Source organism: Sulfurimonas lacustris, assembly GCF_059705355.1.
This window is the reverse complement of sequence record NZ_AP046125.1, coordinates 1,226,197-1,247,874: the sequence shown is the minus strand read 5'-3', so window position 1 is coordinate 1,247,874 and position 21,678 is coordinate 1,226,197. Positions and strand designations below refer to the sequence as shown.

18 protein-coding genes are annotated in these 21,678 nt (G+C 41.2%); 1 reads left to right on the top strand and 17 read right to left on the bottom strand.

Annotated features, from left to right (window positions below):
* Positions 1–7: 7 nt before the first annotated feature.
* The 15 genes from AC6H4V_RS06575 to AC6H4V_RS06505 all read right to left on the bottom strand — a co-directional run bounded on the left by AC6H4V_RS06575 (position 8) and on the right by AC6H4V_RS06505 (position 19,878).
* On the bottom strand, positions 8–832 hold the full coding sequence (locus AC6H4V_RS06575; protein WP_497606211.1) for an ROK family protein: 825 nt from the start codon (positions 830–832) through the stop codon (positions 8–10).
* Positions 829–2,226, bottom strand: coding sequence for a glycogen synthase (locus AC6H4V_RS06570; RefSeq protein ID WP_497606210.1), 1,398 nt, complete (start codon positions 2,224–2,226; stop codon positions 829–831). Before AC6H4V_RS06570 ends, AC6H4V_RS06575 begins: the two co-directional genes overlap by 4 nt.
* Positions 2,223–3,248, bottom strand: a complete 1,026-nt coding sequence (locus tag AC6H4V_RS06565; RefSeq protein WP_497606209.1) for a galactose-1-phosphate uridylyltransferase — start codon at positions 3,246–3,248, stop codon at positions 2,223–2,225. Before AC6H4V_RS06565 ends, AC6H4V_RS06570 begins: the two co-directional genes overlap by 4 nt.
* Positions 3,241–5,268 carry an alpha-amylase/4-alpha-glucanotransferase domain-containing protein gene (locus AC6H4V_RS06560; RefSeq protein ID WP_497606208.1) on the bottom strand — a complete coding sequence of 676 codons (2,028 nt, stop codon included), beginning with the start codon at positions 5,266–5,268 and terminating at the stop codon, positions 3,241–3,243. The genes AC6H4V_RS06565 and AC6H4V_RS06560 overlap by 8 nt, the downstream gene beginning before the upstream one ends.
* A gap of 102 nt (positions 5,269–5,370) precedes the next feature.
* Complete coding sequence (locus AC6H4V_RS06555) at positions 5,371–5,817, bottom strand: type II toxin-antitoxin system death-on-curing family toxin (RefSeq protein ID WP_497606207.1); 447 nt, start codon at positions 5,815–5,817, stop codon at positions 5,371–5,373.
* On the bottom strand, positions 5,814–6,830 hold the full coding sequence (locus AC6H4V_RS06550; RefSeq protein WP_497606206.1) for a DNA-binding protein: 1,017 nt from the start codon (positions 6,828–6,830) through the stop codon (positions 5,814–5,816). Before AC6H4V_RS06550 ends, AC6H4V_RS06555 begins: the two co-directional genes overlap by 4 nt.
* 16 nt (positions 6,831–6,846) lie before the next feature.
* Positions 6,847–7,659, bottom strand: a complete 813-nt coding sequence (locus AC6H4V_RS06545) for a hypothetical protein (protein WP_497606205.1) — start codon at positions 7,657–7,659, stop codon at positions 6,847–6,849.
* On the bottom strand, positions 7,659–10,382 hold the full coding sequence (locus AC6H4V_RS06540) for a class I SAM-dependent DNA methyltransferase (RefSeq protein WP_497606204.1): 2,724 nt from the start codon (positions 10,380–10,382) through the stop codon (positions 7,659–7,661). Before AC6H4V_RS06540 ends, AC6H4V_RS06545 begins: the two co-directional genes overlap by 1 nt.
* A 56-nt stretch (positions 10,383–10,438) precedes the next feature.
* Complete coding sequence (locus AC6H4V_RS06535) at positions 10,439–10,771, bottom strand: type II toxin-antitoxin system RelE/ParE family toxin (protein ID WP_497606203.1); 333 nt, start codon at positions 10,769–10,771, stop codon at positions 10,439–10,441.
* Positions 10,755–11,027, bottom strand: a complete 273-nt coding sequence (locus AC6H4V_RS06530) for a CopG family ribbon-helix-helix protein (RefSeq protein WP_497606202.1) — start codon at positions 11,025–11,027, stop codon at positions 10,755–10,757. The genes AC6H4V_RS06535 and AC6H4V_RS06530 overlap by 17 nt, the downstream gene beginning before the upstream one ends.
* A gap of 50 nt (positions 11,028–11,077) precedes the next feature.
* Positions 11,078–13,108, bottom strand: coding sequence for a glycoside hydrolase family 57 protein (locus tag AC6H4V_RS06525; protein WP_497606201.1), 2,031 nt, complete (start codon positions 13,106–13,108; stop codon positions 11,078–11,080).
* Entirely contained in the window at positions 13,105–15,612 is a 2,508-nt protein-coding gene (locus AC6H4V_RS06520) for a sugar phosphate nucleotidyltransferase (protein ID WP_497606200.1), read from the bottom strand. Before AC6H4V_RS06520 ends, AC6H4V_RS06525 begins: the two co-directional genes overlap by 4 nt.
* A 28-nt stretch (positions 15,613–15,640) precedes the next feature.
* Positions 15,641–16,600 carry a 6-phosphofructokinase gene (locus tag AC6H4V_RS06515; RefSeq protein ID WP_497606199.1) on the bottom strand — a complete coding sequence of 320 codons (960 nt, stop codon included), beginning with the start codon at positions 16,598–16,600 and terminating at the stop codon, positions 15,641–15,643.
* A gap of 12 nt (positions 16,601–16,612) precedes the next feature.
* Complete coding sequence (gene glgP / locus AC6H4V_RS06510) at positions 16,613–18,256, bottom strand: alpha-glucan family phosphorylase (protein ID WP_497606198.1); 1,644 nt, start codon at positions 18,254–18,256, stop codon at positions 16,613–16,615.
* A 158-nt stretch (positions 18,257–18,414) separates the two neighbouring features.
* Positions 18,415–19,878 (bottom strand): pyruvate kinase, encoded by a 1,464-nt coding sequence (locus AC6H4V_RS06505; protein ID WP_497606197.1) that lies wholly within the window; start codon positions 19,876–19,878, stop codon positions 18,415–18,417.
* 76 nt (positions 19,879–19,954) lie between these two features.
* Between AC6H4V_RS06505 and corA the strand changes: the two genes are divergently transcribed.
* Entirely contained in the window at positions 19,955–20,923 is a 969-nt protein-coding gene (corA, locus tag AC6H4V_RS06500; protein ID WP_497606196.1) for a magnesium/cobalt transporter CorA, read from the top strand.
* Here the strand turns inward: corA and AC6H4V_RS06495 are convergent.
* Together AC6H4V_RS06495 and AC6H4V_RS06490 are read right to left on the bottom strand one after the other, a co-directional pair.
* Positions 20,901–21,332 carry a type II toxin-antitoxin system VapC family toxin gene (locus AC6H4V_RS06495; RefSeq protein WP_497606195.1) on the bottom strand — a complete coding sequence of 144 codons (432 nt, stop codon included), beginning with the start codon at positions 21,330–21,332 and terminating at the stop codon, positions 20,901–20,903. The two genes, corA and AC6H4V_RS06495, sit on opposite strands and share 23 nt — an antisense overlap.
* Positions 21,329–21,619: a hypothetical protein gene (locus AC6H4V_RS06490; protein ID WP_497606194.1), complete on the bottom strand. Its 291-nt coding sequence runs from the start codon at positions 21,617–21,619 to the stop codon at positions 21,329–21,331. Before AC6H4V_RS06490 ends, AC6H4V_RS06495 begins: the two co-directional genes overlap by 4 nt.
* Positions 21,620–21,678: the final 59 nt, after the last annotated feature.

The following is a 21,678-nucleotide window of genomic DNA, read 5'->3' as shown; positions in this document are numbered from 1 at the left end:
TAAGTCCTTAGTCCTTTAGAAGAAGTGCGCCCATTAAAGGTGCGCTTTTGAGTCTGCTTTTGCAGATTGTAACATTTTGGAGGCTGTTTGGTAGTGCGTACTTTTTGATATTTTTTAGTATAAACTCTTCAAGATAAGGATTTGCTTCTATGACACCGCCGCCAAGTACCAAAACTTGTGGGTTAAAAAGGGTAAGTGTCACTCCTACTGCGGCTAAAAATGCCTCTTCAAACGATGCTACTATGCTATCTTCGCCCGTGTCTTTAAGTGCCTCTAAAGTGGGATCGCAAATGAGATTTTTTGATGCTATCTGTTTGGCGATACCTGAACCTGAAGCAAAAAGCTCCAAGCAGTTGTTGCGTCCGCATCCGCATGTCAGAGCCGTTTTTTTGTAGGGGATATGTCCTAGCTCCGTTGCGACATTGTGTGCGCCTCTGATAACTCTGCCGCCATCTACTACTCCAAGCCCTAGCCCTGTTCCGACATAGAGTGCGCATATATTTTGTACGCCAAACTCTTTTGCTTCTGCCAAAACCGCACAGTTTAGGTCATTTTGTATATAGAGTTTTACGCCAAATTTTTGCTCGATACTCTCTTTGATATTGTAGCAATCAACTTTCATATTTGGCGAGGAGTGTATGATGCCATCCTCAACCTGCCCTGCGTATGAGATGCCGACAGTCGTGACCTTTTTGTACTCCAAAAGTAGTTTTTCTATCCAAGCGCAAAGCCCGATTTCACTGCTTTTTGCCTCTCTTTGCGCTACAAGCATACCTTCTTGCCAAAGTTCGGCTCTTAAGTGTGTTCCGCCTGCGTCGATGGCAAGATTCATGGGAGTAGCCTTTTGTAGAGTTTATGGTAAAGAAGTGCGCTTTTGTCAAAGGAGAAATCGCAACTCATATTAAAAGATATCATTTCCTCTTTTTTTGCGTTGTTACCGTAAAGTGTAACCGCTCTCTTTACTGCTCCGATAAGCGTTTTTTTGGTCGCTTCCCTCATAACTATTCCTTGTGCACATTTAGCTCCTTTTTCATGCACGCTGTCTTTTAAGCCCCCTACCCTGTGGACTATCGGGATAGTTCCGTAGCGTGCGGCTATCATCTGGTTTAGCCCGCATGGCTCGTAAAGCGAGGGCATAAGCAAAAAGTCTCCAGATGCGTAGATACGGTGGGAGAGTGCCTCATCGTAGCCACAAAGAAGTCTGAAGTTTTTATATTTTTTTGTGTATGGGAAAAGCATTTTTTTATACTCTTCATCCCCGTTTGCAAGAAGCACAAAGTTCACATCCTCGCTTAAAAACGCATCAAGCGACTCTATAAGCAAGTCAAACCCTTTTTGATGTACAAGACGGCTTATCATCACAAAAAGCGGTTTTTTTAACCCACTCAAACCAAGTTCCTTTTGAAGTGCTTTTTTGTTTTCATACTTTTTTGCAAGGTTGTCGGAGCTGTAGCAAGAGTGAAGTGCCGCATCGTTTTGCGGGTTAAAAACACTCTCATCTATGCCGTTTAAAATCCCAGTTAGTTTTGCTTTGTAGAGTTGCAAAAGTCCATCAAGTCCGCATCCGAACTCTTTGGTTTGTATCTCTTTTGCGTAGGTTGGGCTTACAGTCGTCAATGCGTCACCGTAAATAATGCCAGCTTTGAGAAAATTTACTTTGCCGTAAAACTCCAAAGCATCCATCTGAAAATAGCTCTCTTCAAGTCCCACTCGCGCAAGTGAATCTCTCTCAAAAATCCCTTGATAGGCAAGGTTGTGGATGCTAAAGAGCGTTTTTATCTTTAGTTTTGCCCTGCGCACCAAAAGCGGCACAAGTGCGCTGTGCCAGTCATTTGCGTGGATGATGTCTGCATTGGTGATTTGCGCAAGCTCCACAACAGCGGCACAAAAGAGCGCAAAACGGATATCGTTGTTTGCATAATCCCCTTTTGCATCGCCGTACATCTCTTCAGTCGCACTTAGCAGCGGTGCATCGACAAAGTATGTTTTTATACCATCGTGGAGCTTCTCGTAGAGTATTACATCATAAAAAACACCGCCAAGATTGATGCTAAAAGCGATATCTGTTTTTTCAAGCTCCTCTTTTGGCATAAAACCATAAAGCGGCATAACGCTTTGTATCTCTGCATGTTTGCTAAGTGCTTTTACAAGAGAATGCCCAACATCAGCCAGCCCGCCGCTTTTTGCATAAGGGTAAATCTCACTTGCACAAAAGAGTGTTTTCATTCTATCTCTTTGATGTTCAAAAGAACGGCGCACTCTTCGGGTGCTACTGGGTTGATGGTCATGCCTGTTGCTATCTCAAATCCGCCTAGCGTGTAGATGCGGGGGATGATGCGGATGGTAAAACGGTAGTTTTTCTCCAAATGCGACATGTAAGCCTCGTTTTCAAAGTTTGGGTTTAGCGGTGCGAGCATAAAGTGTATATTATAGTCAAAATCATCAAGTTGTGCGGCAAGTTTTTCAAAAACACTCTTTATGCAGTGCGCAAGTGCCGTGACATCGTCTCTTGAACATTTCTCAAGGCTTGAGATATTTTTTTTGGGTGCTATCATCACTTCAAAAGGGTATGCGCTTGCAAAAGGGCAAAATGCGGCAAAATTTCCATCATTATAGACAACTCTTTTTTTTGCCTCTATCTCGTTATGCACGATATCTTCTATTTTTCCCCTGCCGTGGCGGTGGTAGTAGCGCATATTTTGCTCTAAAAAGTTCTGTTCGCTCTGCGGTGTTATGGGTAGTGCAAGTATCTGTGTATGGGGGTGTTCTTGCGTTGCACCTGCGTCCACGCCGCTGTTTTTGAAGATGCTTAGATGGATGAGCCGTCTATCTTTTTTCAAATCATCAATACGGATAATCATACTTCTGAGCCAATTTTCGATATCGGCAATCTCAAGCTCTTGCATCTTGCACGCATGGCACGGGGTATCTATAAGTATCTCATGCGCTCCGACTCCGGGGATATGCTCAAAAAGCCCGTCTCTTTGGGAGATGTCTTCAAGTTCCACCTGCACGGCTTTGTAGAGGTTTGGGACAACTCTTGTGCGCCATCCTTTTGCGTTTGGCTCATTTGCTCTTATGGCAAAAAGCTCTTTTGGAGTAAGCGACTCATTGCCATCACAAAATGGGCATTTTGCGGCATGGCTCTCTTTTTTGGCGTGTTTTATGTGCGCTCTTGGTCTGTGAAGCCTCTCTGGGGCGATGATGACATACTCGTTATGTATGCGGTCTCGTCGTATCTCAGACATCGCAAACCTCCATCTGTGTTAAAAGTTCAAGGCGTGATGCAAAAGGGAGACTTAGCAGCAGCGATATCTGCTGTGCGGTGCGCTCAAAACCGCTCTCGCTCTGCGAAATCGTATTTAAGATGTAAGCGTGGAGCATACACTTTTTGTCTAAAGCGATACGGAGTGCTTTTTGTGTGTAGCTATCTTCCAAAACAAGCGTATCCACCCCGACCAAAGAGAGTCCATCGCCCACTTTTTGTCCATTTATTAGCACTTTGTCTGGGTGTGCAAAGTGAAAGTTGTACTCCACACCGTAGTGAAGTTCATGTGCATATTCGCTCTGCAACTCTAATGCTAGTGAGAAACTTTTTGTCTCAAAACTATATTTTTTCACACAAAGAGTATCGTACTTTTTATCCAGATAGATGCCACCCTCTCGCCTAAATGCTGTGCGCCCTTCATCAAAAACAAAAGATCGGTTTGCAAAATCGCCTACTTCATGATACGAGGCTCTCTTAAACGCCTCAAACGAAAACGCCTCTGTGCTGATGTGGTCGATAAAGGAGTATTTTGGGTGCCAGTCATAAACAAGGTCGCCTTTAAGTGTCGCATCAAGCACCGCCGCATCACTGTGGATGCTCTCAATACCCTCTTCATGCATCTTTGGCACAACCTCTTTTGGATGCAAAATCTTCTCATGGTAAGCTTCATGGCGGCGCATCAGAGTGTTTTGCCAGTTAAATAGCTTTTCAAGTGAACCAAACTCCATCAGCTGACCGCCGTAACGAGAGCTAAAAAGCAGACTTAGCTCGCTTGTCAAAACCTTAAACTCCTCATATCCATCCATATCAACATCCAAAAATGAGGTAGCAGTTTTTTTCTTTGCAAGTGAGTTCTCAATCTCCAAAAGATATCTGTAAGCGTTGTCCCTGAGGTTTGGCAGATAAAGCCCACCAAAGACGCCATGCCATAAAACATCGTTGGTTTGGAGCTTGTAGAGTGCTTCTAAAGCCCCTTTTTTTAACTGAGCTTGATTTTTTGAGTGGTGCATCATGCGCTTGTGAATATAGTTGCTCTCATGGTACTTGATAAAGAAATTTTTCCAAATCCCACCTTTAACAAGTGCAACCCCGTCCTTTTGAAAGTACTCATCGCCAAGACGCTCTTTGAGTGCTTCAAGAGCCAAACCTTGATGGCTTTTAAGACTCCACTCTCCCATCTCAAAGTAGGATGTGTTGTTAAGATACGCCAAACCTTTGGAGCGGTTGGTGCTAAGGTACTCTTTGTAGTGCATCGTCTCTATCTGCTCATTTGCCAGAACCGCCTCCACAAAGCCCTTTAGCCACCCTTTTTCATAAACCCACGCATGCGTCTTTGGCCAAAGCCCAAACTTCTCCAAATCATCAAATATGATAGCCGCACTATCCTCATCCTTTGCGCACTTCAAAATCGCCTCAACCGACCTCTCCACACCAAAAAATGGCAACGCATAGCGAAGAGATGCAGAGATAGGAAAGAGTGCGATTTTTTCGCCCCCCGCCTCGCTCTCATAGTAACCGTCCATAGCTCCGCCATCAAACCCACTGCTTAAAAAATGGTAATCATCCACAACCACATACTCCAAACCGCACGCCCTAAGGTCTGGGATAACCGAACTCTCCCAAACCCTCTCAGTCAGCCACGCCCCCTTTGGCGAACTTTTAAGATTTTTTTCAAGATAGTTACTTAGTTTGTTTATCTGCGCTTGCGCATCAAGAGAGTTTATGGCACTCAAAATCGGCTCATAATACCCTGCCCCAACCCACTCAATAGCACCTTTTTTGGTAAGATAGAGCATGTCTTCAAACACTTTTGGATGTTTGGTCTTTATCTCATTTAAGAGCCACCCGCTAGAATGCACCGCAAAACAAAATTCTGGGTAATTGCGCATCGTCGCAAAAAAAGGAGCATAACAAAGCTCTATAGCCTCCTTTACCGCATCCCCGAAATTGTCCACAGGCTGGTGCATATGCACCCCAAAGAGCAGTTTTACTTTTTTCATTTTGTCTCCTTTATTTGAACTGTTTTTATTTTGTAAATAGTTGGATTTTTATCTATTCAAGCGGTCACAAATTGTGACAAGTACTTGTTTTTAAGATGAAAATCATAAATCCCCACTAACCGCTTCAAATATCCTAAGCTTTATAGATTCATTAAATTCATCTTCCTCTATTATGGATTTTACTATATCAAGTAGTAAATCATCTTTTATCTTACCCTCCGCCAACCATACGACAATATTTTCCATCTCTTGTACAAATTTATTCACACAATAGTCATAACCATTGAGTTCTAAAAAATAAGCTCCCAAAGTCAAACTTGACCTTTTATTTCCATCAGTAAAAGGATGAAACTTGTTTACCGCATAGACAAGATGTTTTAATTTTTCTTCAAAAGTTGGATAATACAAATCATTCTGAATATGCTCCAACGCACTATCCATGAGTCCGATTTCTCTATATCCATGCAAACCACCGCTATTTTCTATAATCCAGTCATGAATTTTTACCGCATGTTTAGTATCAAAATAAAATATTTGAAGTTGCATCATCTATCTTTCAATCTTTTTAGGACTGCCAATGTTTCAGGGTCAGATAATCGCTCTTCAAGTGATTTGCTTGTCTCTCCCAAAAACTTGTCAAAATCACCTTGTGGAACTGATTGGATATAGTTTTCTAGTTTATGATGCAGTGCATCTCTAAAACACAAATCACGACTTGCCATTTTCGCTCTTGCATCGTTTATATGTGGCATCAAATATGGATTTTGTGAAGCTTTTTTTATCAAAGTATCTAGCTCAGTAGTTGTTAGTTTTCTACCAAGTTTCTCAAACTCTTGTTTCATCTCTACAGCCAAACCATGTTCAAAACTAGAAATCGCATTTAGCACTTCTGCGTACATAGTCTCTCTGATTTTGTCTTTTTCTTTTAAATCCAAGATTTTCTTGTATTCCGTTGCATTTTCTAAAAATATTACTTCATATATTTTGTTTGTATAATTTGCATACTTCCATTTATCGGTCGGCAAATAATTATCTAAAGCATCTGTAAACTCTTTGCGATAAGTATGCTCTCTATAAGCAGACGGAAGATAATCTTCATCTCTTTGGTTGATATATCTTGTATGTCCGCCCGATTTTTGAGCCATCACATCTATGACGATATCAAGCATTTTACTTCTGATAGCTTTTGCTCTCTCGCTTTCAGTTACAAGCATAGCGATGTTGAGTATAGCTCTAAAAGAAAAGACCCCAAGAGACGGTATTTTAGAGATGTCGGCGACATTCATGTCGTTGAGTAAGATTTGTTTAAGTTCTCTAAGTTTTTGACCACGCAACACTCTATAACCGTTTTTGGACAGCTCCTCGCTATGACTCTCTATATATCTATCTACCGTCCGCTCATCGATATCCAAAATCTGTGCTACTTGAGCTTTTGTAAAAATAGTTTCATCGTGCCAATATGTACCGCCAAGAGATAGATTTAGTTCTATCTGTTCTAGTGCATAGTTGTTATTTAAAATATTTTGTCTGCTAATCGTTGATGATGTTAGGTCTTTTGTCATTTTAGTTTTCCTTTCTCTACTTGCTTCTTTGTCCACTAAGACTTGCGATAGTCGCTTGTAAAACTTGCCAACTAATTTTAGCTGTATGACTATCAGGATTAAAGTTACTAATTGCTTGTGCTCTAGGATGGATATAATTTCTAAAGTCTCGCAAAGCTGAACTAAACTTTTTTATATCATCCTCTATATAATTTGTTTCGTAAGACACATCAATTAAAGCATTTAAAGTCCATTCATGTATTGGAAGAACTTTACCCTCTTTATTTTTTGGTGCTGACTTTGCACTATTAAATTCTTTTGGATGTTTTGTCGCTTTATCTTGAAGCAGTCCTTCTAGTGTACTTCCACACAAAAATATTACTGCTAAAGCTGTTCCACTTTTTAAAGATTTTTGTATTTCATCTAATCTCTGCTGTATTACTTTCTCAAACTGTGAATCAATGGCTAAAAGTGATAAATTTAATTGTGAAAACTCTAAATTAACAAAAGAATTTTCTGTTGTTTCTTGAAAAATTTGCTTACCTAAAAGTTTATTTATGATTTCAAGGGCTTTTTGCTTATCATCTTGCTCAACTTTTGTAATCGCTTCAGCATATTGTAAAAGCCCATGTAAGATAGTTCCAACAGTTTTATCAGGTTCAATTTGCCAAAAAGTCCTCAATCTTTTCATTTTTGAACCACCATTTGCTTTATACTTATCTTGGTCTATATCAATTTTATGCTCTCTAAAAAACTCTCTAAATGTAGCATCACTAAAATCAAGTACATAACCACCTCTATCAAATAATTTTTCAAATATTACTTTTTCATGAGTTTTAAGATTTGCCATTACTTTTTCCTTTTAGCTTTTTTAACATCTTCCACAATCAAGCTTGTCAATCTTTTGTTAAGTTCAAAAAGATGGGCTACTCGCTGGGTGTCTGTTTTAAAACCATCTTTAGAGTAGAGTTTATCTACTGCACGGTCAAGTGTTTCGTGGGCTTTTAGGAGTTTTGGTGGCATGGTTAGTGGGTTGTATAAGTCTGCCAAACTTGCTCCTTCAAACTCCATTCTTATGTCTAGGATGTTTTGGGCTAGCGTTTCGATTTGCTCTTTTTGTTTGTCGGTAACTTCTAAAGGGAAATGGAAGTTGTTGTAAACGATTTCATTTGAATATCTGTAGTCACTTTTTAATCTTCCACAAACATATCTCATCCAATCATTGTGCATTTTTGAGGTTAAAATTCCGAAATGAAAAAGTGTGGCATCTTGGATTATAGTAACGGCATCTGAGGCAATAATATTTGAACTAAAAAAACCTATAGGAATATAGTTTCTATTTTCAGATGAAACACGGGGTATGAGTAAAAAAGAACTCTTTGGTTGTCGTATTTCCGTAAATAAGGTCGGTGTTGCAGCTTTTTTTTGGGTAGGAATTTTTGGACTTGCCAAACGAATTTTTTTTACTGCTTCTATTTTTTCCATTACCAAAGGCAACTGCTTTAGCTCTGTAGGATTTGCATCTACAAGCCACAAGCACCATCGGGTTTGATTATTTAAAAATTCATGTGCACCTAAAAGTGGTCGAATGAATTTTTCAGCTTTTGGCTCAAGTTTTAAAAATTCTCTTTTTTCATCATCTGTAAAAATCAAATTTCCTCCGTCAGTTGGCTGAGAGCCTTTGGTAATTAAAGGAATAAAATTTTGAATATGTTTTCTTCTTGAGCTTATAAAAAAATCATCTCCGTTTACAAGATAGGGGTTTATATTTGCAACTTTTATCTCATGCGGTTCTGCCGTACTATTTTCGTACTCAAAAAGTCTTTTCTCTTTTATGTCAAATGTTCCAAAACCTATGATAACGCAGTAAACGGCGGCATTTTTTCTTGCTTCGTTGCTCCACTTGAAAGTTTTGTGTGCAAAGTGGATTTTTACATGGTAGCGGTTAAAAAGCTCTTGCCAAAGGATGCCTACTTGTTCGCCTTGAGTTATGGAGTTTGTACTTACTAAAGCTACTTTTGTTTGTCTATTTTGACAATACTGAGCTGATTTTATATACCATGCAGTTACAAAATCAAGTACACCAAAGCTATTTACACCCTTAAATACAAATTCCATATCTATTTTTTGCTCTTTTGATTGCATAGAAGCACCTAAAAACGGCGGATTACCGATGATGAAATCAATAGATTGCTTAGTTCCTCGCAATGACAAAATCTCTTCCCAATCCACCCTTAAAGCATTCACATTGAAAATATTTGCACTATCTTTTATGGGGATGTTGAAGTGCGGTTCTCCAAACATTTGAGCAAAAAGCAGATTCATTTGATGGTCTATGAGAAGCATTGCAGTTTGCGTGATGCGGCTTGGCAACTCTTCTATCTCGAAACCGTAAAATTGGTCTATGTGGACGAGTTGCGTGAGTATTTTGAGAGATTTTAGCACTTCAAACTCTACAAGTTTTAACTCACGGTAGGCGATAACCAAAAAGTTTCCGCTTCCACACGCTGGGTCTAAAAACTTTAGGTTTGAGATTTTGGCATGAAAGATTTGAAGCTGTTTTTGGTTGTTTTTGATGTGTCCAAACTCTTCCAAAAGTTCGTCTAAAAAGAGCGGTTTGATGGCTTTTAGTATATTTGTCTCACTTGTAAAGTGCGCACCCAGTTCGCCTCTTTTGCTCACATCCATTGAAGCTTGGAACATAGAACCAAAAATGGAAGGACTAATCAAACTCCAGTCAAAGGCACACGCATCCAAAAGCATCTCACGCATGGAGCGGTCAAAGTGGGCGGTTTTGAGCTGTTCTGTAAAAATCGAACCGTTGATGTAAGGAAACTGAGCAAAACTCTCATCGAGATTTTTTTGTCGTCTTTCATTTGGCGTGTCGAAAAGTTCAAAGAGGTAGTTTATCTGCGAGCCTAAATCTCTACCGCTCTCATCGGTTTGGTTTTCTATAAATTCACGAAAAGAATTTTTTGGATAAATCCCAGTATCTTCCGCAAACATACAAAATAAAAGCCTTGTCAAAAATAGTTCGAGTTGATGTCCGCTGTAACCGTTTTCAAGCAGTTTATCATGGAGTTTGCCCATAAGTTCAGCAGCTTTGCGGTTGGTCGGCTCTTCTTCTTTGTAAGTTTTTTTAGTGTAGCCTGCGATAAACGAAAAAAGTTCTATGTTTTTAGGCAAGTCATGAAGTAGAAATTTATAATCTTGGTTTGTGTCCAAATCGTAAAGATAGAAGCTCACAAAATCACAAACCAAAATAAACTTCGGTAAATCTCTTTGCTTTAGGTTTGGAAGGTACTCTAACGCTTGTTCTTTTGCCTTTGCTAAATCTTTGCCTTTGCTTTTTTGCTCTATGAGAAGCTGCCCTCTCCAAAAAACATCTATGTAGCCCTGTGAGCCGTCTATTTTCTTGATGGGGTACTCAAACTGCATACTTCTGGGACTAACATCAAAAATCTTGAAAAAATCTATCCAAAAACTTTGTGCTTCTTGCTTCTCATTGGAAGCACCTTCCCACTCTTTTGCAAACTTTATGCTTCTCTCTCGTATCTCTTTTAGACTTATCATACAACTCTCTTATATCTTATTTGCAAAACGGTTTTACTTTTTACACAAACCATCTCTTAGCTTATCCCACTCTCTTGAAGTATCTCCAAAATCCTCTCATCGCTTATATTTTCCAAATCACTTTTAGCATAGATTGACATTAGATATATGACGCTGTTTGCATCAAGATAGTAGTAGATAACTCTAAAACCACCACTTTTGCCGCTTGGTATTGAGGTGTTTGCAACTCTGATTTTGTAGCAGTTGTTTCCTAGATGGATACCGCTTTTTGGATTTGCAAGCAGTTCATTTTGGAGTTCTTTTAAGTCGTCGCCTATTTTTTTATATTTTTTTGAGAGCTTTTTTACTTCTTTGATGAAATTTGCGAGTAGTTTAATGTTGCAGTTCATCTATAAGTCCATCTAGGCTTTGGAGTTTTGAGTCATCTTTTGTTTGGAGCATCTGTTGGAGCTCTTTGCAAGAAATCTCAAAACTGTCGTATATCTTTTTTGCTTTTTGTTCAGCGATAAAAGCTTTGATGGATTCGGTAATAATTTCACTGCGATTGAGTGCATACTCTTTTGTCATGGCATCAATCTCATCTACTAGGTATTTTGGAAGTCTAAGCCCAACTTGCTGTTTTTGTAAATTTTCAAGTGCTATCATTGTCAAACCTTTTTATATAAGATAATTTTACAATATTATATCAAATATTTTTACACAAACCATCTCTCACTAAAATCACACTCTATGTCTAGCTCTAAGACTCCGAATCCTGGGAGGGTTTGTACTACTGTGCCGTCTTTTAGTACCTCGAATCTTAGGGAGATTTTTTGCTCTTTTATCGCTGCTTTTTCTATCCTTACTTCTAGCCATGTGTCGTATGCCGCTTCATAGACGATATCGCCGCTTTTGGCGGTTATGTGGCTTTTTTCTTCCATGGTTAGCTCTTCGCTAAAGCCTATGGGGTCTATGATGATGCGGAGTTTTTCGCACTCTTTTATCGCTTTTTTGTGTGGGACAAAGGCAAAATAGAGGTTTTGTTCGTCGTAGCCGTATAGTATCTTTTTGATGGGAGTTTTTGGCAAATCCATGGTGGATGCGCTTTTGTGTTCGTTGATGACACCGCTGCCTATCCACTCGAAAAATGAGCCGTGTTTACCGCTGATGGTTGGGGAGAGAAAGGATTGCGGTTGTAGTAAAAAGTCGCTGGAGCTTCTGTTTTGGATGATGGGTTCTAGTAAGTCTTGTGGCGGTGCGACTTGCATGAGGGTGTAGATGTCAAGGAGGTGTGAGCGAAAAAGAGCGTCAAACTCTAAGCCAAACTCCGTAAAATGGTCATCGCCGTACCACCAAAACCAGTCCGAACACTCAGCGGCTAAGAAATGCTCTCTTATCCTCTCTTGCGTTGCACTGTCTAACAGTTCTCGATGGTGTTCGTAGTCCCTTTTGGTGATGTAGAGAAACTCCCACGCTCTTGTTTTTTCTCTGTGTCCTACCCAAGTGTTGAACTCGCCGTTTATCCAGCTCCCCGCCGCTAGATGCTCCAGAGATTTTTTTGGGAGCTCTAAGATATCTTGCATATGAAGCGTTTGAACAAAAGCTGCAGATTTTAGCGAGCTATAAAGAGCATCAAAAAAATCAAAACCGTTGTTTTCATAAAATTCCCATGCGTTTTCGCCATCAAGGATGATAAAAACAGTCGCATCTGTGCTTAAATGGTTTATATTTTGCAGACGAGAGAGAAAGTCGGCGGCGGCATGATGCGGCTCAAAAAAGCGGTAGTTAAAACCTATGAGGTCGCTTAACTCATGGTCACGAAAAGCGATGGTAAGTCCGTTGTACTCGTAAGGCGCATAAAGAAGTTCTCTCTTGCTTGTGCCGCTTGAGCGAAAAAGTATCTCCTCATCCGTTGCTATCCATGATGCGCCGCATTTTTTAAAAAGTGCGGCACTTTTGACATCCACCGCACCCTCAGCAGGCCAAAAACCATCATTTTTAAATCCAAAAGTATCCACAAAAAGTTCTTGCGCTCTCTTTATTTGCAAAAGTGCGTCCTCTTCTAAGTTTATGGCGTATTTGGGTGTGTTTGTACTTTCGTTTGCGATTTTTGCATTTTGCATATCGAGCAGAAGCGGCAAAATGGGGTGGTTTAGCGGAGTGGTGGAGATGGAGATGATGTCTCGCTCTTTAAGAGAGGTGTAGTAGTCAAAAATCCCTCGCACAAAAAGAGTAAGTTCATGAAACAGAGCGTGTTTATCTTCAAGGCTAAAACTCCCCTCTTTTTGGAGCATTTCTTGCACAACGCTGTTGTTTTGGCGCAAGTAAACGCCGCACCATGAGAGCAAAAACCAGACCTGCAAGTCAAAAAACTCTGCATTTGTGTAGCTCTCCTGCTCGAAAAGCCTCTCATAACTCTCAAACCCCGCAACCATCGTCTCAAAATGCGCACTTTTGCAGATTTTTAGCATCCATCGGTACTCGGTTCGGTTGAAAGTGCTGATATCTCTAAGCCAAAGAGCGAAAAATTTGTCATTTATCTCGGGGTTTTCATAGTAGAGTTTGAGCTGTGCGATGAGCGGGGGCGTGATGTTAAAAGTTGCCTTGAGCATGCCGTGTCGCTCTAGCATCCACGGCATATCGTAGTAGTCTTTTATAGCATGCAAAAAGACCCACGGCATCTGCATAACGCCCTGCGCATTTCGGTAGTCGGGTTGATGCATGTGCCATAAAAAGGCTAGATTCATTCTCTCTCGTTTGCATAGCTTTGGATTTTTTGCGTATAACTCTCTAGCAGTGCCGCACCGCTTGCCTCATCGCTTGCTTGGATGTAGAGGTTAAGATGGTCGTCATACTGGTCGGGAATCATCAAAATCCAGTCTGTGTCGTTCTCCCAAATCTTCACGCCATCTTCAGAAGAGGAGCGTTTGCCTTTGGCATCCTCTAAAAACTTGCGCATCATCTTGCCTTTAAGCGACTGCGTGCAGGCGATTTTTGCCTGTTTGTAGTAAAAATGTGCAATCATTTTTGAGATTTGTGAGAGCTTGAGATGACTGCAACTGAGCATCTCCATGATTCTAAGGCTCGCAAACATCGCATCTCTGTAGATGCTAAAATCACTAAAGGCAAAGTTTCCATCCACGGTAGCGATAAGCGCATACTCCCGCATCTGTGCGGCTTTAAAGTTGGCGTATTTGCCTCTTTGAATCTCCAGATTTTCAAAAGAGACGATATCAGGCGCCCACGTCGGTAAAAATACCTTTTTCTTTGTGCCGCCAGAGTACATGTCTAAAAGATGCAGTACCGCCAAAAGCCCCTTGACCATATCAAGAACCTCTCCCTCATCGGTTACCAAAGAGATACTTTGCGCATTTGGGAAAATCATCACGCCCATGTTGTACTCAAGCGTAGAGACGATTTTGCTTATGTTCTCCTCGGAGCGTTTTTTAAGTGCCGTAAAGTTGGAGAGTTTATGTTCGTCATGATAAGCGTTGAGGATGATATTTTCCACACCAATGTCGTTTAATATGTTTGGAAAAATATCCGCCGTTGAGCCATGCATCAAGTCAACCGCCACTTTAAAAGCGGAACATTTGATGATGTTTTGGTCTATTTTGCTCTCAACGGCGCTCTTGTAGTTGTGACACTCATGGTGGAACATGCTCTCTTTTATCTCTCCGATGCGAGAAAAATCAACTCTGCGAAACTTCTCTGTAAAGAACGCTTTTTCTATATTTTTCGCACTATTGGAGTCGATGCGAATCGCTTCATCGTTAAAAAGTGTAATCTCTGACTCTGTCGGGTTGTAGATACTCTGCTTGAAGTGCGCACCCCCTGCGATACTGCCGCTGTTTGCAATGGTGTAGCGCAAAACGGCAGGCGGTGTGCTTTTGAGATCCAAAACATCCACGCCAGCGGAGAGAAGCCCACCCAAAAAGGCACGTTTGAGCATGCGTGAACTTTTGTTATAGTCTCTTCCTACGACCACTTTTGAGCCGACAGGGAGTTGCGCCGCAAACGCTTCTGCAAGTTTTGTCGCCATCTCACATGAGAGTTCTACATTGCTCTTGCCGCTTACCGTGCCGTTTTGGAAGATGGAGTTTTTGTAGCGGCTTCCCCAGACGATGTTGTGGCTGATGATGGAGGCAGGCTCTATCTTTTTGTCTGGCCAGATAGTGACATCTTGCTCAAATGATGTAAGTTCGCCCACTTCGCACCCCTCAGAGAGGATAACGCCCGCTTTTGCGGTAACATTTCTCTCTATCACATTGTCATTACAGATAACGGCATTGTCAAGTTTGACATTTTTTTTGATTTTGACATTGTCCCAAACAACGCTGTTTGCGATGTTACACGCCGCACCGATGGAGACATTGTTGCCGATAACGACATTGTTAAGCTTCACGCCCTCTTTTATCTTTACATTTTTGCCAAGAACGACTGTGCCTATGATTTTGATGGAATGCGCAAGTGTGTACTCCTCTTCACTGTAGAGAACGCCGTCAGGATAGTGCTTTATAGCGCCGCCAAACTTGAACTCCACTCTGCCGTTTAAGATGTCGTCATACACTTCACGGTAGCTCTCAGGATTGCCCACATCTCGCCAGTATCCCTCTAAGTTGCAGCCCATAAGAGGGATATTTTTGCTCATAAGTGTTGGAAAGAGGTTTTTTGCAAAGTCAAAATTCTCGCCTCGTGGGATGAAGTCGAGTATCTCAGGCTCTATGATGTAAATCCCCGTGTTGATGGTATCACTAAAGACCTCGCCCCAGCTTGGCTTTTCCAAAAATTTCTCTATCACATTCTCCTCATTGGCGATTACCACGCCAAACTGAAGCGGGTTTTCCACCGATGTCAAACCGATAGAGAGTTTTGCCTTTGTTTGTGCATGAAAATCAAAAATCTTTTGAAAATCAAAGTCCGTTACAAGGTCACCGCTGATAACGATAAAATTTTCATCTCCGATATACTCTGCGGCGAGTTTTACTGCCCCTGCCGTGCCGTAGTCATCATCAGGAACGACATAAGTTATCTTGATGCCAAATGCGCTTCCGTCGCCAAAATAGTTTTGAATAATTTCAGGTTTAAAGTAGAGCAAAACGATAAACTCGCTAATGCCCAAATCTTTGAGCATCATCATAGTGTGTTCCATCATCGGTCGATTGACGATAGGGAGCATCGGTTTTGGTCTTGAGTGTGTCAAAGGTTGGATTCGTGTCCCAAATCCGCCCGCCATAACTACGGCTTTCATTTTATACTATCCTTTGTGTTGAGTTTTTTTAGTCAAGTAAATTAAGAGCATCGAGGTAACGCTTTGGCAGTTTGTATTTGCCATTGACAACATCTTCTATCTCCATCAAAGCAAATTCGCCTTTTTTATAGACGGCTACTTTGTTGGAGTTTGTATGCTCCATCAAGTGATCCACCGCCAAAATAACAAAGTCAAATGCCATAAGTCTATCATAAACAGTAGGATTACCACCTCGTTGGATATGCCCCAAAATGCTTACTCTTGTCTCAAGCCCTATCTCGTCTTGAAGCCATTTATGCACTTCTGTCGTCTTTTTTGTACCCTCTGCAACGATAGCAAGGATATAGTTTCTACCCTCTGTAACCTCTTGCTTGAGCCGTTTTGCAAGTCCATCCGAGATAGAGGGAGCTTCTGGAATGACACAAATCTCTGCACCGCTTATCATAGCTGAAACGATGGCAAGATAACCACAATCCCGCCCCATCACTTCAACCAAAAACGCACGGTTAAAAGAGGAAGCAGTATCACGAATCTTGTCAAGCGCATCACGAATGACGTTGAGTGCGGTGTCCACCCCCAAGCAGTAGTCTGTTCCGTATATGTCGTTGTCTATGGTTGAGGGGATGCCGACAAAGTTTATCTCAAACTCCGAACTAAACTTCTCCATCGCGCGAAATGAGCCATCGCCACCCAGTACAACAAGCTTTGTGATGCCAAATTCTCGAAGGTTATAGTAGGCTTGCATCCTGTAACTATGTTCAAAAAACCGCTTTGACCTTGAAGAGCGTATCATCGTTCCGCCGTTGTGCAAGATGCCTGAAACATCCGAGTGGGTCGCTTTTTTTATCTTTTTGTCTATCAACCCCTCTAGTCCGTCATAGATAAGGTAAGGAACTTCCCCTTTTTTATAGACATAATCCACAAATTTTTTGATGGCGGGGTTCATCCCTGGAGCATCGCCGCCTGAACACATTATCGCAAATGACATAGTTTCTCCTCTTTAAATGTTAAACATTCTCTCATAATACTCAGTAGCCATGCGCCCAGAGTCAAACTCTATCTCTACATCCGTCATCGCATTTCTCATGATAACTACCCACTCTTTTGGGTTGTCGTAGTAGGTCGGGATGATGGTCTCTTCTAAGATATCCATCATGTTTTGATTGTCTATTCTGTCTTGTTCATTGTTTTGGAGTTTGTAGTCAAGTGGCGGAATGGTAAATGCGTTTTTGCCATGTTTTGCAAACTCAGGGTTCCAACCATCATCTATGGAGAAGTGGATAGAGCCGTTCATACTTGCCGTCATGCCGCTTGTTCCACTTGCTTCACGTGTGATGCGTGGCGTGTTTAGCCACACATCGCTTCCCTGTTTGAGCAGTTTGGACAAAGAGAGTTCGTACCCAATGAGTACTGCCATATTTTTAAAGTGGTGGCTCATTTGGATAAGCTCATTAAACATCTCTATCGCCCCATAATCCGTCGGGTAAGGCTTTCCTGCCCAGATGATTTGGATGGGTTTTTGTGTGTCTGTTATGAGTTTGACAAAGCGTTCGTAGTCGTATTTGAGCAATCCAGGTCTTTTGTACTCAGCAAATCTTCTCGCCCACACGATAGTGAGAACCTCTGGGTCAAACATCTTGCCCGTCTGGTCTGCTACCACATCAAAGAGCACTTTTTTAAGGTGTTTTTTGCGTGCCAAAACCTCATAATCCTCATGCTCATCCAGCGCCCTGATAAGCGTTTTGTCTGTCCAGTACTTCTTGTTTTGAGAGTTGGTGATGGAGATAATCTCACATCGTCCATCCACGCCCGACCACATCTCATTGGCGATGATGCCGTGAATCTTTGAGACGGCATTTGCTATCTTCGCACTTCTTAGCGCACCCACGGTAAGGCTAAAATGGTTGTCGTGCTCATAACCGCCAAGCACTCTGACATGGTGCAAATCCACACCGCCAAAAAATCCCATCTCGTGCAAGAAGTGGATATCGTGAATCTCATTTCCTGCCGCTTCTGGCGTATGCGTCGTAAAGACGACATGTTTGCGTACCTCATTCATATCGCCGAGTTTGCCATAAAGCTCATAAACAAGCGGCAGCGCATGCCCTTCGTTCATATGGTAGATGTCGGGTTTATGGTTGATGGCTTCTAGCATTTTTGCTCCGCCGATGCCAAGAACTATCTCCTGAGCCACGCGGGTACGCTGATTGCCGTCATAAAGTTTATGGGTAATGGTTCGTGATAGGTAGTCATTTTCATCTGTATCAGTTGAGAGTAAGATAACAGGAGCTGTTCCAAAAACCTCTGAATGAAGCAAAAAGCCCTTTACCGTAACATCTACATTGTTTATCTTTACTACCACTTTTTGTTTAAGCTCTTCTAAAAAGTAGTAGAACTTTCGTGTGTAGTGCGGTTTGAGCGTTCTGTCTTCATTGCGTGACTGGTCATAGTAACCAAAACTCCACAAAAGCCCCACACCCACCACATTTTGCTTGAGGTCATACGCACTGCGCATATGTGAACCTGCCAAAAAGCCAAGCCCGCCTGAGTAGATTTTGAGTGACTGATCAATTGCAAACTCCATAGAGAAGTAGGCAACGCTTTTTTTGAATTTTTCATTGATATCGTACGAAAAGAGATTCATCGGTTTTTCCTAATCTTGTTTTACGCCCATTTTACATCCACTATCCTAAGATTGGCTTGAAAGCGATATTTCATTCAATCTGGAAGCGAGGCTTTGGCCTTGCCTAGTTGCTACAACAAACAGAGTGTTTCTAACGGGGCTAAAGCTCCATTTCCTTACTACTTCCACTCAAAATTTGTGTTATAAAGAAGTTTGTTTTTACGAAACACGAGATCCATCTGCGAAAAAATCGTCTTTAAAATCTTGACTGTCTCAAGCGTGTAAAGTCCTTTGTTGAGCATCACGCACTCCGCTTTATGCGCAAAAGCAACATCGGAAATCTCTGCACGGCTTGGGATATTTGTCTTCATCTTGCTCTCCAAAACCTGCGTAGCTAAGATAACAGGCATATGTGCGGCACTGCACAAATCCAAAATCTCCTGTTGCATATACGCCAAATTTTCAAATCCTATCTCTATGGCTAAATCTCCACGCGCTATCATCACGCCCGCATTGCCATAGTTTGTAAGAGCTTCGAGAATAGAAGGAAGATTTTTGACACCTTTTTTCGTCTCTATCTTTGCAACGATTCCCACCTCTCCGCACTTTCCAAGCGCCTCCAACTCGCCTATAAGCTCATAAACATCATCCGCACTTTGCGCAAAAGAGATACCGATAATGTCGGCATACTCACAGATATTCGATAAAATCTCTTTATCACGCACGCTGATTGCTTTTAGGGATATGTCGCTGTTTGGAAAGTTGATGCCCTTTTCATCTTTTATCTTGCTCCCCTTCTCATCCTTGCTCATAACTACACAGACGATATCTTCTCCGTTAATCTCTTCAACCATAAACTGCACTTTGCCATCATCCACAAACACGGCATCGCCGACTTTCGTTATGCTCCCAAGTCGCTCCAGAGTACATCCGATGACTGCTTTGTAACGCCCTTTTTTTGCTTTTGTTTTTTCTGGTGCGGCTGCTTTGATGAGGATTTTATCGCCATAAAAAACTCTTATCTTCTCATCTTTTTTGGATTTCTCTAAAACGGTTCTGATTTTCGGACCCGCAAGGTCAACATAAATCTTTGGCGCGCTGTTTTTTACCTCTTTTATCTCTCTTGCCATATCCGCCCACGCTTCTACATCATCATGCGCGGTGTTGATACGAAAGAGATGCACCCCCTCCTCACAAAGAGGCGTAAACCAATCCTCCTCTTCATTATAGTTCGAGGGTACGGTTATCATAATCTTTGTTTTATCGCTTGAAGAGGAGAAAATCGTAGCGTTTTTATCCATGATGGCGTGCGATGTTTCGTAATCTAAATGCGGTTTGCTAAGTGCTACATCATGCCCCAACGCATGTGCCAACATCTTGAGTGCGACATCTACACTTGCCTCTATATGCGCCTGTGAACGCCCAAAAGAGGAGAGTCCAACTCTAGTTAGGTCATCTTGAAGATGCGAAAAGTCATATTTTCGCAAATTGAGATACTGCTTCATGTTAAGAAGCGAAATATTACTAGCCTTTGGGTCGATACCCTCCATGATTTTCTCACGCAAATCAAGCAAACGCTCAAAAAGTTCTGCTAAAAAAGCATCATTGACAAACATATCTTGTGGTTTTTCTTTTTTTTTCATCGTTTTCCCATACTCTTTTTCGCAATTTTAAGATATTGAGATTACAATTGCATAGCAAGAGAGCGGGGAGCTGCAGATGGTACGATTTTACACACGTCATGAAGATAAGTTTCAAGTATGGACACTTGAGGAGATGCTTGGCAGAGGGGAGCTTAAAGATGTTCTCTGGGTCGATATGCTCAAACCGAAAAAAGAGGAGATTGACAAAGTTGAGGCTATGTTTGGCGTGGATGTTCCTGATAAGTTTGAGCGTGAAGAGATTGAGCTTAGTTCACGTTACTGGGAAGATAACGACACCATTACCATCAGCTCCTACTTTTTTATCTCATTCTTTTTTGTGGCAACCGCAAAGGGACATTACAACGAGAGCGTGGGATTTGTCATCAAAGAAAACACCCTCTTTAGTATCCGTGAGAGTGAGCTTAGAACCTTTGACACCGTACACAAAATGGTTGCACAAAACCAAAAAGAGCTTAGTAGCGGATATGAGATTTTTATGCAGATTTTTGACATACGCATAGACCAAGATGCCGATTTGCTTGAGTACGCTTCAAGAGAGAGTGACGAGATAAGAAAAAAACTGCTCCTAGAATCAGATGTCAAATCCACCGAAACACTCAAAAAGATAGCAACGCTTCAGGAGTTTACTCTAAAAATCAGACAGGGAGTTTTTGACAAAAGACGCATTCTAACTGCCATGGCAAAATCATCAAAACCGCCTCAAACCATCAAAGAAGACCTCTTTATCATGATGCGAGACATCAACTCTCTAGTCGAGTTTATCGCCATGAACGACAGCACGCTTGAAAACCTCCAAAACCTCTTTTTGGCACAAACAAGCATAGAACAGAACAAAATCATCAAACTCTTCACAGTCGCAAACGTCGTCCTTATGCCACCCACCCTCATAGCAAGCATCTACGGAATGAACTTTCATTTTATGCCAGAACTAGGTTGGACGCTAGGCTACCCACTCTCTTTGGGTGCGATGATACTCTCGGGAGTTATACCGCTTATTTACTTTAAAAATCGAGGGTGGCTTTAGGAGCATGTAAAAACTGCTCTACACTAAAAAACTCCAACCCGCAATCGAAAAATTTGTTGTCATTTGTAACAATAGCCATGCAGCCGCCATGTTTTGCACATAAACATTGCAGCACATCTTCTAAGTCCAAATTGCCGTTTTGTGCAAGTTCTACACCCTCATAAAGTGTCTCTTTGCTAAAATTTAAAATCTCCCAATCCACAAAAACAACATTTTTAAAAAATTCCAACGTTTTTACTTTCTCTTTTGAAATGTAAAAAAGTGTTGTCAATATATCTTCACTTAGGCACAGTACAACATCATCGTAGATGGCTTTTTCTACAAGCTCCATAGCTTTTTGATGCCCTGCTCTTGCAGCATCGATTATGTCAGCGACGACATTTGTATCTAAAAAGATTTTCCTATTCATGAGTTTTTTTCCAACACAACTACTTCTTTTATCTCTTTTGAGGAGAGGTTGGCATATTTGTCGTCTATCGTGCCGCTACCTGCATACTTTTTAAGTCTTGAGAGCTTCTCTTCTTTCTCTTTTTGTGATTTTTTCTCCAAATACTCTTTAAACTCTTTGGCATAAGAGGGAGAGAGAAAAAGACCTTTATACTCATGAGTCTTTTTATCTTCTATATCAACAAAATCATACATTTGCAATTTATCAATATTTCTTGCCAAATCTCGAATACCAACTATTGTTGTCATTTAAGCTCCTTGTTGTCTTTTAGTAAATCATAGCTTTTAGAATGATTATTGTCAATATT